Genomic DNA, 15,164 nt, shown 5'->3' with positions numbered 1-15,164 from the left:
AGGGCATAAATAGAAGGGATTAACGCAGGCCCAGCTGGAAAATCAGCGTTTCTGCTTCACAAGCAAAAACAAAGTCAATATCCAGACGCACACCATCTGACTCTTCAGTAAAAGTAGAGGTGATTTGGCAAGGCTCAGATTCCACGCCACGCGCCTTTTCAGTCAGAGCGGCCAGCGTTTCTTCTGCCTCTGCGCGATTCGCGAACACACGGCTGTATGACGCGGTGCAATCGGAGTTGTCCATGATGGTGCCAACATCCATACAGCAGCAAACCGGGGTTTCATCAGCACTGCATTTACTCATTGTAGATTTCCTCTGTATTCGCACCTGAGGTGCCAGATAAACGATGGGGATATTTTACGCTCCCCTCTTTCGCCTCTCCAGTCGTTAATTGTATGAAATGCGATAAGTGACCGAAATCACACTTAAAAATGATCTAAAACAAAAATCACCCAAACAGGTGAGTGCGCATACCCGCAATTTTGCCAGCTGGATCGCGTTTCCGAGATCAGAATTGAAAATATTTATAAACATACTTGCAACATTTCAGCTGGTCAGACCTATACTCTCGGCACTGGTCTGATTTCTATGTCGTACCTCAGACCCTACACTTCGCGCTCCTGTTACGGTATGTAACATTGTTTGTATAAAAATAAATCTATGAGGTTATGGTCATGAGCCAGAAAACCCTGTTTACAAAGTCTGCTCTCGCAGTCGCAGTGGCAATTATCTCCACACAGGCCTGGTCTGCAGGCTTTCAGTTAAACGAATTTTCTTCCTCTGGCCTTGGCCGGGCATATTCGGGTGAAGGCGCTATTGCAGATGATGCAGGTAACGCCAGTCGTAACCCGGCACTGATTATGATGTTTGATCGCCCCACTTTTTCTGCGGGTGCAGTGTATATCGATCCAGACGTTAATATTTCCGGTAAATCGCCATTCACCGGACGTAGCACCGACGCAGATAACATCGCCCCGACGGCGTGGGTTCCTAACGCTCACTTCGTGATGCCTATCAACGAACAGTTTGGTTGGGGTGCATCTGTCACCTCTAACTATGGCCTGGCGACCGAGTTTAATGACAGCTATATCGTCGGTGAATACGGTGGGAAGACTGACCTTAAAACGGTCAACCTTAACCTGAGCGGTGCCTACCGTCTGAATGACAGCTGGAGCTTTGGTGTTGGTTTTAATGCCGTTTACGCCGATGCAAAAATTGAACGTTATTCTGGTGAGCAGACGGCTGCATTACCGAAAGTCAGCAACAAAATTGCCAGCCTGAAGGGTGACGAATGGGGCTACGGCTGGAACGCCGGTATTTTGTACGAGCTGGATAAAAATAACCGTTACGGCTTGACGTACCGCTCTGAAGTTAAAATCGACTTCGATGGCGATTACAAAAGCGGTATTCGCACCCAGGTCAATGGGTTACCTGGCGCAGGCACCGTGTTCCCATGGGGAACAACCAATGCCACCGTCCCAGGTTCTTTGACGCTGAATCTGCCGGAAATGTGGGAACTGTCGGGCTATAACCGCATCGCTCCGCAATGGGCTATTCACTACAGCATGGCTTATACCAGTTGGAGCCAGTTCCAGGAGCTGAAAGCCACCGGCACCAACGGCCAGACACTGTTCTATAAAGAAGAAGGCTTCAAGGATTCTTACCGCATCGCTCTGGGCACAACCTACTATATGGATAAAAGCTGGACCTTCCGTACCGGTATCGCCTATGACGACAGCCCGGTTCCTGCGAGCAAGCGTTCCATCTCCATTCCAGACCAGGACCGCCTGTGGCTGAGCGCGGGTACGACTTACGCATTCAATGATGACGCATCTATTGATGTCGGTGTTTCTTATATGCACGGACAGAAAGTGACCGTCAAAGAAGGCCCGTATACTTTCGATTCTGAAGGTAAAGCCTGGCTGTTCGGTACCAACTTCAACTACGCGTTCTGATTTCCTTCCGACATAAAAAAGGTGAGTTTTTTTAGCTCACCTTTTTATTTGCACCAATTCCTTACTCGGAATCGATATCTTTTAAATCATCCTGAATGGCTTTCGCGTTCGGGTTTTCTTCTGGTTTAAGTTTCCCGCCGTTCGCGATGAAGTCATGACGCTGGAAGTAGGCTTCACGTACCATGATGTAAGGGTCGGAAGACTGACGCAGCAGACCGTCGGAATCAAGCAGCTGTGCGCGGGTTTCAATCCCTTCAACGGTCCATTTACCTATCGACAACGGCCAGGTCAGCCAGGACAATACCGGATACAGCGTATCCACCATATCGCCACCATCATCGCGCAACGTGAAGCTACCGTAGAACGGAAGCTGCATATACGGTCCGTAACCCACGTCATAGTGGCCTAACGTACTGCCAAAGCGGTGTGGTTCAACGCGCTGTAGCTTCGGATTCGCCATACCCGCCACATCGATAAATCCGCCCATCCCCAACAGGGTGTTCAGGAAGAAACGGGTAAAATGTACCATCCCCTGATAAGGATCGCCTTGCAGGAAATAGTTGACCATGACGGCCGGCTCTTCAAGGTTGCCCGTAAAGTTGCTTAAACCATTACGCGCCGGCTGCGGGACATAATCACGCCAGGCTACTGCTACCGGGCGAACAACATAGGGATCTAAAACATTAAAGTTAAAGTTGTACATGGTGCGGTTGAACCCTTCAAATGGATCCGAACGCCCCTGCTGTTCAGTACCGGAGCTCGCACACCCCACCAAAAGTGTGGTTCCCAGCGCAAGCGCCGACAGGCGAAGCTTCATAAGTGTCTCCCTGTGTAATATGGCTATCGCTGATTGCCATCCATGACGGAACGATGACGTATCCGCCTGTTAAGATGTGAGCGATTGTAACAGCACGTCAAACGATGTCTATATACCCGGTCTTACTGATTTGATCATAGCCTGGTAATGCACACTACGCGGCGGTTCTATTTTAGCTAACCCGATAAAAACAAACGTTACCATTTTTGCTATCTCAGACTTTGTCCCGCTGATTTTCGGATAAAAACCGCTACGCTTTAGCAATACGTGCTTATTCAGGATTCGGCTATGAATGATATTGAGAAAGAAAAAATCAATCGGCACAGCGACGAAATCCAGGTCGAAAGTGATGAAAAGCTAGAAGGTAAAAAGATAGAGGTCGATGAGGACAGACTCCCCTCCCGGGCGATGGCGATCCATGAACATATCCGCCAGGATGGGGAGAAAGAGATGGAACGTGATGCGATGGCGCTGCTGTGGTCGGCCATCGCTGCCGGGCTGTCGATGGGCGCCTCGTTACTGGCGAAAGGGATTTTTCACGTACAGTTAGAAGGCGTGCCAGGCGGATTCTTACTTGAGAACCTGGGTTATACCTTCGGGTTTATCATCGTCATCATGGCCCGCCAACAGCTTTTTACCGAAAATACCGTCACTGCCGTACTGCCCGTTATGCAAAACCCCACCCTCGGCAATTTTGGCCTGCTAATGCGCCTGTGGGGGGTAGTTTTACTGGGCAATATTATCGGCACCGGCATTGCGGCATGGGCCTTTGAATATATGCCGATTTTTGATGAAGAGACCCGCGATGCCTTTGTCAAAATCGGTATGGACGTAATGAAAAACAGCCCAACAGAGATGTTTTCTAACGCGATTATTTCTGGCTGGCTGATTGCCACAATGGTCTGGATGTTTCCTGCGGCCGGTGCGGCGAAGATTGTGGTCATTATTCTGATGACCTGGTTGATTGCGCTAGGCGATACTACGCATATCGTCGTCGGTTCAGTGGAAATTCTCTATCTGGTCTTTAATGGTACGCTGCACTGGGGTGATTTCTTCTGGCCCTTTGCGTTACCGACACTCGCCGGAAATATCTGCGGCGGTACGTTTATTTTTGCGCTGATGAGCCACGCGCAGATTCGCAATGATATGAGCAACAAACGCAAGGAAGAAGCCAGGCAGCAAGCCAAACGCGACGAGCAAAAGCAGAAAAACCAGAAAAAACAGGCTTGAATGGTGACTGTTTGAGCAGTCAGGCGGCTTGAGACTTACCGTTGAGGGTAAAAAACGCTATACTCGTGCCGCTTTGTCCCCTTAGTTAAATGGATATAACGAGCCCCTCCTAAGGGCTAGTTGCAGGTTCGATTCCTGCAGGGGACACCATTTCTTCATTACCCGCCATTTCCTCTCATTACCAAAATCCCTGATATTGCTGTCACACAAACAATTCTACGTTACCGCACATTGCCCAACATGAATTGACTACGCCAAACTTTTGCGGGCATATTGTGGGCATACTGAAAAATGACCACGGATTCATGCCCACATGCTTACGGTAAAGCAAATCGACGCAGCAAAGCCTGCGGAAATATCATATCGCCTGGCAGATGCCGGAGGACTATTCCTGTTCGTTCCCCCATCAGGGAAAAAGGTGTGGCGCATGCGGTACCGGTTCGACGGGAAAGAAAAGACGCTGGTTATCGGGCCGTACCCTCAAATATCTCTCACAGAGGCCAGGTCAAAACAGTCAGAAGCAAAAATGAAGTTGCTGGCAGGTGTCGATCCGGCAGAACAAAAGCAAGCCATTAAGAAGAAAGAGAAAGAAGCTGTAGCTGATTCGTTCGGTGACATTTTCCGAGAATGGCATGCTCACAAATCAAAGGTGTGGTCGAAAGGATATGCTGACGAGATGATGAGCATGTTCACGGATGACATATTGCCGATCATCGGTCACTTACGCATGGAGGAAGTCGAGCCAATGACTCTGCTGAAGGTCATCCGGCTGTTCGAGGACAGGGGCGCAATGGAACGAGCTGATAAAGCGAGGCGCAGATGCGGTGAGGTTTTCAGTTATGCGATAGTAACCGGCAGGGCTAAATACAATCCATCCCCAGACCTTGCAGGGGCCATGAAAGGATATCGCAAGAACAACTACCCTTTCCTTCCCATGCATCGCATACATGAATTCCAGCGTGCATTGAACGCGTACGGTGGCTGGATAGTAATGAAGATAGCAGCGCAGGTACTGCACTATACAGCTATGAGAACCGTCGAGATGAGATCGATGGTATGGTCAGGAATAGATTATGAGAACAGGATAATCAGTATCGACCCGTCGGTAATGAAAGGAAGGAAGCTTCATATCGTCCCTATGTCAGATCAGGTCGTTGAGCTATTTAAAGTATTGCAGCACATAACCGGCCAGTATTCTCTTTGCTTCCCCGGCAGAAACGACAGGAAGAAGCCAATCAGTGAGAATGCTGTTCTTGGCGTGATTCGCAGCATTGGCTATGAGGGACAAACAAGTGGTCACGGGTTCAGGCACCAGTTCAGTACTGTGCTGAATGAGAAACACTGGAATAGCGACGCAATAGAGATGCAACTGGCGCACGTAAGTGGCGGAACCCGATCAGTGTACAACCACGCAGCTTATCTTGATACACGCCGGGAGATGATGCAGTGGTGGGCTGACTGGCTGGATGAGAAGGTGTCGTAGGGACTCAGAAGAAATCCTATTCTGTCGAAAAACTTATACATCAATGATAGTATCTTTAAAACATTTCAGCTAATTAGAAAATTTTGGTGACGAATGAACGGTAGAATTATTTGGCTAGATAATGTACGTGCGGTCGCATGCGTACTTGTTGTTGTGCTACATACGGTAACGTTGTACGCCATCGCGTTCGATAAAAGCGGGGTACAATGGAATATAGCTAACATAATTGATTCGTTTTCTAGGATTTGCGTGCCTTTGTTTTTCATGATTTCAGGATTTATATTCATGCAGAACAAGGACATAAAAACCAAAAACATATTAAAGGTTTTGGCAAATCTAATTTTATATACGCTTATTGCAGCAATTTATTTAGTTGTTTTTAAATCGAAATCATTAGAATCTGTTTTATCACCTGGTATATTCTTCAATTCCTTTGAGAAACCATTATTTTATCATCTTTGGTTCTTCTATAAATTATTGATTTGTTATTTTATATTCTCGCTAATATCCATTAAGTCAATTAGTTCTATAAAGTTCTTGTTGATTGCCCTGGTGATATTCACTGTCTTTAACCCTACAACATCAAACTTTACCTCACAGTTTTTTGGTGTTAGTTATGGCGGGATACTGACAATAAACGATCAATTGATTTTCTATATACTGTATGGCGCGTTTGGGGCATCTATTGGCACTATGGATATAAAACCGAATCGGGCATATTTATATCTTTCTCTATTTATATTGTTCTCATTACTGACGGCAGCCTTCACATACTCAATTTCTGCTGCAAATGGTAGATATAACAGCTCATACTATTCTTACACGGCACTATTTGTAATGTTAGCGTCAGTGTTTTTGTTTTCTTTCATTAAGTCAAAAGGTAATGAGTTTAATGTTTTTGGGCCTGCAACAAAATACATAGCAACAGCATCACTACCAATATATGGGATACACGCATTCATTCTCGAATGGCTCCTTGATGCGCGCATTGATCAATACATATCACCATTTGGTTTCCCCATCACTTTTATTATAGTATTTGTGCCAAGTTTGGCTTTTGGTATGCTGCTGGCCAAAGTAGATAGAAAGCATATATTCTCATAAATTAAAGCCCATAAATTCTTTCATCATAAACACATAAGCCCCGTAATGGGCTTATGTGTTCCAGCAAATAATGTTCCTCGCGTCAACTGGGGATAAACCGCAATACTTTATATGTCAGACATTTACTCATCAAACACCTGTTAATGTTATTGGCGCTGCATAAATTCCAGTAGGTACCGCACCGGCATAGTAACCTAGCGTAGATGTCCCTCCCAGGTGAAATATATCACCATATAAACCGTACGACTTTCTCACTACTCCATCAAACTCGAAGCAAATTCCTGAAGCATTATCTGCTTTACGCCATGTGTTTCCATGCGATGTAACCGATATGCCGGTAACCCCCGCAGTTTGCGATGTGCCGCCGGTGGTTACCCACCGTGTAACGTGATCCATATAAATAAGACAATTTTCAAAGTTTAGTGAGCACCACCCAATAACATTGAACATAACAGTATTTTTCGTATCAGATGTTTCAAAATACGTTCCTTTGAACGACATACCGGCGGATTCACGAACAGTTGTGGGGGTGTTAAAACCTTCTATTGAACCACCAATAAAGACTGCGTTTTTGATCGAAAAATTATTCTCTACAATCTTATTTACATATGCTCGAGAGTTTATGTGCTTGGTGTTGAATGTTGGCTCACCAGCAGCAGATGAAGCGCGCCACATACAAAAGCAGTATTGCTGAACGCAGTTTGTATATGTAGTGTAGTAATCCCCTCTAGAAACAGAATCCCACGGATTAGAGTCAAATGGATATTTAAACAACACCACCGTAACGTTTTCCGGCTTGATATATTTACCATGTCGAATTCCTGATGTATTTAAATATGCTGATTCAACAGGAAGAGCGACACTTAAATTCATTCCTGTTGTTGAGTATCCTCGACCATAAAGAAGGAAAGTTGATGGAACAGCGCCCTCTCCGCATCTGAATGCTTCTCCGGAATCAGCGTCATAAAAAACAGCTGAAGTAACTGTATTTATTAGTGATGGGTCAACTCCAACATGTACGCCTTGAAAATTTGTTGGATTAAAAATTTCAGAATAAATAGATGTAATCTGTTTAAAAGAGCCGAATGTTTGCTTATTAGGTATCTGTACGAAACTTGTGGTTCTGTGTCTGCGATGCCACCGCCATAAACCACCACGACCAGCAACGTCAGCCGTCTTCTGGAATTCGATAGTGCTGTCGTAAGTGTCGCCTGGGTTCCATGAAACAGCACCGAAGAATTCAGCTAGAAGACAATCATAATCTTTTACGCGTAGCCAGCATCCTGACCCTGATGCTGACGCTGTAAACCATGAATTTTTACCCGCATCATCCCATGTTGCGGGAAATTCCTTGTCTGGATCAATGACAGTTCCTCCGTTATGCGAAGTTTTTGGAGTGGATGAAGACCATTTAAAAGTACCACCACCAACACCACCATCAAGATAGATAATAGACCCAACATGAAAACCTAACACCGTAACAATTGCCGTTTCATCAGTATTTAAAGCAACGAGATCGCTAATTGACCCGGCAATTTTTCGAGTCTTAATAATATTTATCTCTTCCTGAACAGTGTTGCCTGATTCAGATCCAATAATTCCTGCACCAGTTTGCTGTGCCAGCTCCCCTCTCAGAGTAGCATCACCTACTGACAACCAAGCTCCAACGCCAATACCTCCTGATGAATCTGGAGTTGAACCTGATGGCACGTATTTTGGCAATGCTCCATCCCAGCGATAATACGCACCAGTAGACTTAAGACGTAAAACCTGGTTAGGCAGAGTTAGCGTATTTCCATCTTCGAAACTATCCAAAGTGACATAGCCAAACGCGGCAATAGCCTGTTGAGCAAGCCAGCGAATTCCTTCAATGGTGTAGTGATCCTGACCAAAGCGGTCGGTATATTGCTTAGCCATCGACGTCACGAATTCGTCAATTTTCCCGGCATTGAATTTCAGGTCGCGTGGCGATTCACTCGGTACTGGCTGATTAGTAGGTTGAGTAGCCATATTTATTCCATAAAAAAACCCGGCACATAGGCCGGGTCTGGTTTGTCGGGAGGTTCTTATTGGTAGATAGCGTCGCTGTATTCCGCTACGGTCAGAGATACCGTGTTATCTGTGTTGGGTTTTATGCTGCTAACAGTCCATAACTGGCTGTCCAGTTCTTCCACTGTAGCTATGAGATATCGAGATGGAAGTTGCACAGTATCTCCATTCCAGATATTGAGCTGGATGTCAGGTATTGCTGAGGTGAAGCCGTATTTCGTATCGCTTCTTGCAGATGCCAAATAGCGAGGGGTTGGTTTACCCTGGCTATCGGTGACAAGAACATACATTGAGCCGGAAAACGTAATAGGCTCACTGGTGTCAAAGTCATTACCAGTTCGCCCGGTGATGTATCCCTGTTGCTGGTTGCTGTCGTAGATGTCCGACATCTGAATGACGCTTCCAACCTGGATAATCCCGTCCTCGAACACCTTGGCGTTCATCTTCACCCGTGAGTAAATAAGACGCTTCGTTTCGCGCAGCGCACGTTCCCGCGCCTGATACTCGTTCCGAAAGCCGACTATCTCAAGCTTGTTCGGGTTCTCCGCTTCCTGTTCGACGACAGAGCCGTTCAGCACGCGGTAATTGATGTATGTCTTATTGTTTGTGGTTGGGTGAACATAGGACACTTGCACGCCGTCATAACCGCCTGGTAGCGTGGCCTCGTATGTCATTTTGTACTCGTCGGTCTTCATGTTAGCCCGGTTAAATACGGCTGCCGGGTAATAAACCTTCTGATCGCGGGTGAACGTCAGTACACCGTCATCCCAGTACGCCATGACAGACGCCGCATTGCATATCGCCTGCACCCTGTCGCCAAGAGAGTCGTTTTCATCATCGAAGGTGTAATCGAAGTATCCTAGTCGCTCATCAGTCAGGCTCTCAGCGATGGAATACAGCCCGTACAGGTCAATGCTGTTTTCCGGTTGTTTCCCCATTACAAGCCACGTATGAGCCACAGCATCAGCAAATGAACGCGACGGACGCAATGTGTAATCGACGGTCTGTCTCATCAGGTCGTAACTGATAGTCTGACGAGTTACCAAAGCGTTATATTTTCGGTCACGGCTTCCCAGTGCGTTCTCTGTTGCCCGCACCTTGACGCGAACCAGAGTATCGGTCGGATGAACTACGTTGCTTCGGATGTTGACAGCGTGTATTTCCTCAACCTTAAGAATTGACGCATCATTGGAGTTGTTTGTCCGCTGGAAGTTGATGGCGTATTTACCAAACCCTCCTGCTGGAATTATTTTATCGGTCCGATAAAACACTTCGCTGGTCGACTTATGTGGTGTTCCCTGATGATAGGTAAAGGTCTGTTGTGTGCCGGGGATCTGATTGTAATCGTCGTCGATTTTCCAGATTGTCACCGTCCAGTCAGTCCAGTTACCGCCACCAAGTGATGACTGTGTATGCAACCAAAGCTCTGTTGACTCAACCGGCGAGAAGAAAGGCCCAACAACAAGAGCCTCATTATCGTTTAGAATGAATTTCGTCGTGTTAATAGTGGCTGTAGATGGAACGGTAGGCGGCCCCTGCAAATCTGTCATGGTGAATGTGTACCACTGAACAGGATTAATAACGGCGCCATCATTAGTCTGCACTGCGGAAATTAACGTTCCTGAGAACACCACATCCTCAGTAACACTACCGGATGCCGTATTATACGTGACATTAATGGTGAATGTGACGGAGTGTGGTAGCACGAGCCCCATGAAGTAGTCGAACTCAGCCTGCTTGACGATTTTCATCGCTATCTGTCCGCCAGCATAATCCCCACTTACTACGGTATTGGCAGTTGCCGATTCTACCGGGAAATTGTCGCTTTCGTTTGGCCCTGGCATCTCCTGCCCGTCGACATCGTCGAACGAATAGCCCTCGTTAATAGTCGGTATTACCTCACCAGGCTGATAAAACTGGTATTCGGCACCGGCCATCGATCCGAGACTCGACTCGGAGTAACGCACAGACTCATAGTCATACTTACCGATACCGATACACATCCACTCAGTGACGTATTTCAGGCCGCCGTCGTTCTCACTCTGCCGCACATATTCAAACATCGATTCCTGAATCAAGTCGGGAAACGATCTGACCTGACCATAAATGTCAGGCTTCGCTTTGTATACCCTGGCGGTATTTGTCTGCCCGGTCAGGCTGTTATTCGGTGAGTCGACGGTGTTGCCGCCGTTGTTAGCAATTGCAGGCTTCGGAGCCAGGAAGGAAAACACAGCCCCAACAACTTTGAAGATCGGGCTCAGGATATCGCTGACGATGCTTTTTGGCTGGTCGAAAATCTGGATGGTGTCCAGTTCGCTCAGTTCAAATGCCAGCTCATCATCATCACTTAACCTCACGCCGTTGCGGACGATCAGCAGATCACTGTGAAAGGTGGCATCATTGGCCGCCAGCCAGTCATAAAAAAGGGTGCCGTTAGGCACCCTGCAACGCAGCTTAGGCGTTCCTGGAAAATTCGATATTTCAACCAGCGCCATATTCGAAAAACTCCACTTTAGTGAATGCCCGCTGAATAACCAGTAACGAGTCCATGCGCACGCTGCCGTTCTCGCCCCTCGAGTGCAGCGCCTGCCGGTTAAGCACCAGGCCAACGTGCGCCGGTTGCGCGCCGCGGTATCCGACAAATATCCCGCCTTCGACAGGTTTATCGGTCTGGCACCAGAAAACGACGTCGCCCTGATAGCAGGTGAAGAAGTCAGCTCCGGCTTCGTAGTCCGGAGTCTGGTGCAGCTCAATGCCGAGAACGTGACGGTAATACAACACCACCAGTCCCCAGCAATCCACCCTATCGAACGAGCAGGCCCGGTTAGCCCACGGCACGCCGATCACCTTGCTGATGAAATCAGAGGTACTGCAGTCCGGTGTATTCCTGCGGATCATAAAGTCGGCCTATATTGTTGTTCAGCGGGTTAGTGACAGAAAGCGTCACTGAAGCGGCATCGGCGTCAATATCGACCGTCTTGACGTATAACTGCCACGACTTAATCGGCACTGACACGTCACCGCTGTCGAATATTTGCCGGGTGGCAGTGATGGCCGTCAGTCGCGCCGCACCATTCCACTGCTTCATCAGCGTTTTGATATCAGACGATAGTCGCCCTAACTTCACAGTAGCGTCGATCACCGGCGTGCCGCTCTGCTGGCTCTCTTCAATTTCAAAGCGCGCTGGTGTGTACGTCTGTCCGCCAAGCGTCTTCGGGAAGAACTGCTTGTCGACCATGCGAACGTAGCCAAAGGATGGATGGTAGAAAGTAATGGTGTCGTACAGTCCGCGCGTCGGGCGCTGCTGTTTGTATTCCCTGAAGCTCGGCATTACGGCACCCTCGGTAGTGATTCCGGGTCGCGTCCGTCCGGATAACCCGTAACCACGATGTCCAGCCACGAATCCCACGGCGGCGGAAGCTCAACAATGATGTCGTCGAACTCGTCGTCGGAGTTGTAGAGGTGGTTAGCAATAACCGTCCCAGTCCATGTAACAACGCCGTTTGTGATGTTTGTCTGAACAGGCATCTGCGTGAAGTGGAGTTCCTGCAGCTGTAACCCACTGCCGCCGAGATTCACCATCATACGGAACCAATTTAGCCCACGGTTTAGGTAGTTAGGACTGCGCAGCCACTGCTGGAATGCGCGCTCCTCTGCCGAAGTAAAGATCCATGTCAGTGACCAGGTCACTTTTAGATCATCGGTCTGGTTCTGAAAGATAGCCGGGCCGACCGCTGGCTGATCGGTCTGGAACCCGGTATCGAGCGTCATATTTTTGCTGGCCTTCTGCGCCAGCGGAAGCCAGTCGGGATAGTCGATAATTGGCATCAGCCCTGCCCCCTTGGCGTGCGTTTAACGTTCATATTGCTGGTTATGGCGCTGCTTGCAGGACCACCGTTATTCATGTCAGCGATAAATGCCTCAAGCGTCCATGAACCATCACCGTTCTGCTTTGCCTGAGCATCAACAGAAGCGGATGAATAGTTGTAGATGTTGAGAACAGGAGCTCCACCACCACCGCCAGAAGTCATATCCTTGTTGCTGATAACCCTGCCGTTGTCACCCGGTATCATGTACTGCTTACCGGTGCTGGCCTGGTAAATCTCAGGCATGCCGCCTTCGCCTACCTGATACATCCCGCCAGCACTAACCGGTCCACCATTTTTGCGCTTGCCAAGCAAGTTCGCGCCAATAACGCCAGCCACCGCGCCGAGACCGATAGCCGCCGCCGTACCCATTGAGGCAATGGAGGACAGGATAGCCGCCGGAGTCCACGCCGCAGCTGTTGTCGCTGCAGCTGCTGTGCTTGTCGCCGTCTGTGTGGCTACTGCTGCCGTCTGCACTGCCGTCACCGTGCCGATAGCCGCTGTTTGTGCCGCCTGTCCCATGATGGCTGATTTAACCCACTCGATACCCATCTGGACGAACGAGTTAATGACGCTATTCAGGACTGTCATGCCAATACTGCGCATTGCATCGCTGGCAGACATGCTGCCGGTGATAATCCCGGTAAGCGCATTACTGGCGACTGATCCGAGAGAGTTGAAAGCTGCAGCCGCTGCCTGCGTGGCCGCGTTCTGCTGGGCCCACTCTTCCCACATCGCCGCGTTACGCTGCTCCCGGTATTGCTGTTCGATAGCAGCTCGCGCCGCCTCAGCCTCTCCAATCTTCTGCGGATAAAGCTGGGCATACTGTTGGATATCAGCGATGTCTTTCTGGTACTGGCTATCCAGTCCGGCAGTTTTGCTGGTTTTACCCTGGATGGTGCTGAACTTATTGGCAGCCTCTGTGCGCTCACGTTCAGCCTTTGCCTGCTCACGCAGTGCGTTGGCATTATCCCATGCTTTCCCAGCAAGTTGCCCGGCAAGCATGAGTTGCTCCTGCGTGGCGGTATTACCGAGAGACTGCTGCGCATTAAGCACAGCCTGCGCTCGCGATAATTCACCAACGCTGCCTGCTGACAGCTCGGCTTTCTGCCTCAACTCGTCCAGTTTTTGGTTAACAGATTCTTGGGCTTTTGCGTATTGCTCTGCCTCTTTCTGCGCTGCAGACTTTCCTCCTTTAGATTTGCTGCCAGTAGCGGAACCAGTGGTTTTAATCTCTATCGGCTTCGTATTCGCCGCTGTCTGTGACGCCTTGGAAACAGCAGCCAGATCGCCAACCAGCATGGCGGCTTTATTGCTTAGCCCTGCCAGCGCTTTGTTTTGCGCCTCCCATCCATCAAGCCCAAGCCATGACCAGGTACGCGCCCGGCGCGTGAACATTTCTGCCGTACTGTTCAGATCCGATATCTGAGCATCTGCAGACGCCGCTTTACCCACCAGCCTGTCGAGCGCAGCAGTCATAGAGTCGATTATTGCCACCAGACCACTACTGGCACCAGTCGCCTGGTTAACAGAGTCGATCATTGACAGGAACGAGTTGGTCAGTGCGGTGTTGGCCTGTGACAATGTGCGAGGTAGTTTCTCAAACTCAGCATTCACTGAACCGGTTTGCTTCTGAATAGCGTTGAGTGCATCTTCTGCCGTCAGTTTCCCGTCCAGCATCAACTGGCGAAGCTCTCCAATGCTAACTCCCATCCCGGCAGCAATCTGGCGCGCCAGCTCCGGCATTTGCTCAAGGATGGAGTTGAATTCCTCCGCCCGGACAGTGCCGGATGAAATTGACTGGCCGAACTGACGAAGAGCATTCGCCATTTCTTCGGAAGAGGATCCGCCGATGCGCCCGATTTTCTGAAGTGTCTCGGTGAGCTGAATAATCTGACCGTTCGTCGCTCCGGTATCGCGCAACGCTGTGCTTAGGGTTTCCCACAGTTTTGCGGTGTCCTGCAGCGACCCGCCCGTTGCCGAGCTTATGCGCATCAAACCCTGCATTGTCTGGGTGGCGGCCGCGGCGCTGCCGGTTAACCTTTCGATCCTGGACTGCATTTGAGACATGGCGTCAGCCGCTTCAAGGAAGCGCTTACCATAATCAACTACCTGAGATACGGCGATCGCGGAAGCTATTGCAGACAGCCCTGTCTTTAATCCAACAGAAGATTTTGCTGTCTGATTTTGCGCTTGCTTGAGGTCGTATAATTTACCTGCAAGCTCGCCAATTTCTTTTCGCTGAGCCGCAGTAGCAGATGATCCAGCCTGGAGCCTGGCCGATAGCATTGCTGCACTTCTCGCGCCATTTTTCTGCTCTTCATTGAGAACAGCGATCTGCTGCGTAAGGCTCAAAGAAATTGAGCGCAATCTTGCCGCGTCATTGGCCTGTTGCGCCGCCTGTTTGGCTGCTTCAGACGATGCTTTTGCTGACGCATTTTGAGCTGATTTAAGGTCATAGAGCTGGCCGGCAAGCTGAGAAATACGCGCCTTTTGCTCGTCAGTTGCCCCATTCCCCGCTTTCATTTGGGCGGACAGAATAGCGGCGCTGCGAGATCCCTCAATCATCTCAGCATTCAGGACGGACAACTCACCTTCAAGGGATGAGATCGCCGATTCTGATGCTCTGAAAGCAGCGGCACTATCGCTATTTGCTTTT

12 protein-coding genes and 1 tRNA gene are annotated in these 15,164 nt (G+C 49.0%); 5 read left to right on the top strand and 8 right to left on the bottom strand.

What is annotated here, in order from left to right; all coding sequences use genetic code 11:
• Positions 1–19: 19 nt before the first annotated feature.
• Entirely contained in the window at positions 20–304 is a 285-nt protein-coding gene (locus FDW96_RS24205; RefSeq protein ID WP_038642389.1) for a YfcZ/YiiS family protein, read from the bottom strand.
• 371 nt (positions 305–675) lie between these two features.
• Between FDW96_RS24205 and fadL the strand changes: the two genes are divergently transcribed.
• Positions 676–1,956, top strand: a complete 1,281-nt coding sequence (gene fadL, locus FDW96_RS24200) for a long-chain fatty acid transporter FadL (RefSeq protein ID WP_137366465.1) — start codon at positions 676–678, stop codon at positions 1,954–1,956.
• A gap of 61 nt (positions 1,957–2,017) precedes the next feature.
• Here fadL and mlaA read toward each other — a convergent pair whose 3' ends face one another.
• Positions 2,018–2,773, bottom strand: coding sequence for a phospholipid-binding lipoprotein MlaA (gene mlaA / locus FDW96_RS24195; protein ID WP_038642393.1), 756 nt, complete (start codon positions 2,771–2,773; stop codon positions 2,018–2,020).
• A gap of 288 nt (positions 2,774–3,061) precedes the next feature.
• Here mlaA and FDW96_RS24190 point away from each other — a divergent pair, with 288 nt between their 5' ends.
• From FDW96_RS24190 to FDW96_RS24175, 4 genes are all read left to right on the top strand, one after another.
• Positions 3,062–4,003, top strand: a complete 942-nt coding sequence (locus tag FDW96_RS24190) for a formate/nitrite transporter family protein (RefSeq protein WP_137366464.1) — start codon at positions 3,062–3,064, stop codon at positions 4,001–4,003.
• Between the two features lie 75 nt (positions 4,004–4,078).
• Positions 4,079–4,153: transfer RNA gene (locus tag FDW96_RS24185), tRNA-Arg, on the top strand.
• Positions 4,154–4,316: 163 nt separating this feature from the next.
• Positions 4,317–5,486, top strand: a complete 1,170-nt coding sequence (locus FDW96_RS24180; protein WP_137366463.1) for a tyrosine-type recombinase/integrase — start codon at positions 4,317–4,319, stop codon at positions 5,484–5,486.
• A 93-nt stretch (positions 5,487–5,579) separates the two neighbouring features.
• Positions 5,580–6,590: an acyltransferase gene (locus FDW96_RS24175; RefSeq protein WP_137366462.1), complete on the top strand. Its 1,011-nt coding sequence runs from the start codon at positions 5,580–5,582 to the stop codon at positions 6,588–6,590.
• 129 nt (positions 6,591–6,719) lie between these two features.
• On the opposite strand, the gene FDW96_RS25505 is transcribed toward FDW96_RS24175, so the two are convergent.
• Genes FDW96_RS25505 through FDW96_RS24145 form a run of 6 tightly spaced genes read right to left on the bottom strand, consistent with a single transcriptional unit; the run spans position 6,720 to position 14,794 of the window.
• Positions 6,720–8,600 (bottom strand): hypothetical protein, encoded by a 1,881-nt coding sequence (locus FDW96_RS25505; RefSeq protein WP_252362883.1) that lies wholly within the window; start codon positions 8,598–8,600, stop codon positions 6,720–6,722.
• 56 nt (positions 8,601–8,656) lie between these two features.
• The gene (locus FDW96_RS24165; protein WP_137366461.1) at positions 8,657–11,134 is read right to left on the bottom strand and encodes a host specificity factor TipJ family phage tail protein; all 2,478 of its coding nucleotides are present in this window, start codon (positions 11,132–11,134) and stop codon (positions 8,657–8,659) included.
• The gene (locus tag FDW96_RS24160) at positions 11,121–11,537 is read right to left on the bottom strand and encodes an NlpC/P60 family protein (RefSeq protein ID WP_137366460.1); all 417 of its coding nucleotides are present in this window, start codon (positions 11,535–11,537) and stop codon (positions 11,121–11,123) included. The genes FDW96_RS24165 and FDW96_RS24160 overlap by 14 nt, the downstream gene beginning before the upstream one ends.
• Positions 11,500–11,970: a hypothetical protein gene (locus FDW96_RS24155; protein ID WP_137366459.1), complete on the bottom strand. Its 471-nt coding sequence runs from the start codon at positions 11,968–11,970 to the stop codon at positions 11,500–11,502. The genes FDW96_RS24160 and FDW96_RS24155 overlap by 38 nt, the downstream gene beginning before the upstream one ends.
• A complete protein-coding gene (locus FDW96_RS24150) occupies positions 11,970–12,467 on the bottom strand; it encodes a hypothetical protein (RefSeq protein ID WP_137366458.1) in 498 nt (165 codons plus the stop codon). The genes FDW96_RS24155 and FDW96_RS24150 overlap by 1 nt, the downstream gene beginning before the upstream one ends.
• Entirely contained in the window at positions 12,467–14,794 is a 2,328-nt protein-coding gene (locus FDW96_RS24145; RefSeq protein ID WP_373562182.1) for a tape measure protein, read from the bottom strand. The genes FDW96_RS24150 and FDW96_RS24145 overlap by 1 nt, the downstream gene beginning before the upstream one ends.
• Positions 14,795–15,164 lie beyond the last annotated feature (370 nt).

The sequence above is a fragment of the Citrobacter sp. TBCS-15 genome, from assembly GCF_005280815.1.
Taxonomy (GTDB): Bacteria; Pseudomonadota; Gammaproteobacteria; order Enterobacterales; family Enterobacteriaceae; genus Citrobacter; species Citrobacter werkmanii.
This window is presented reverse-complemented; position numbering and strand designations above follow the sequence as displayed.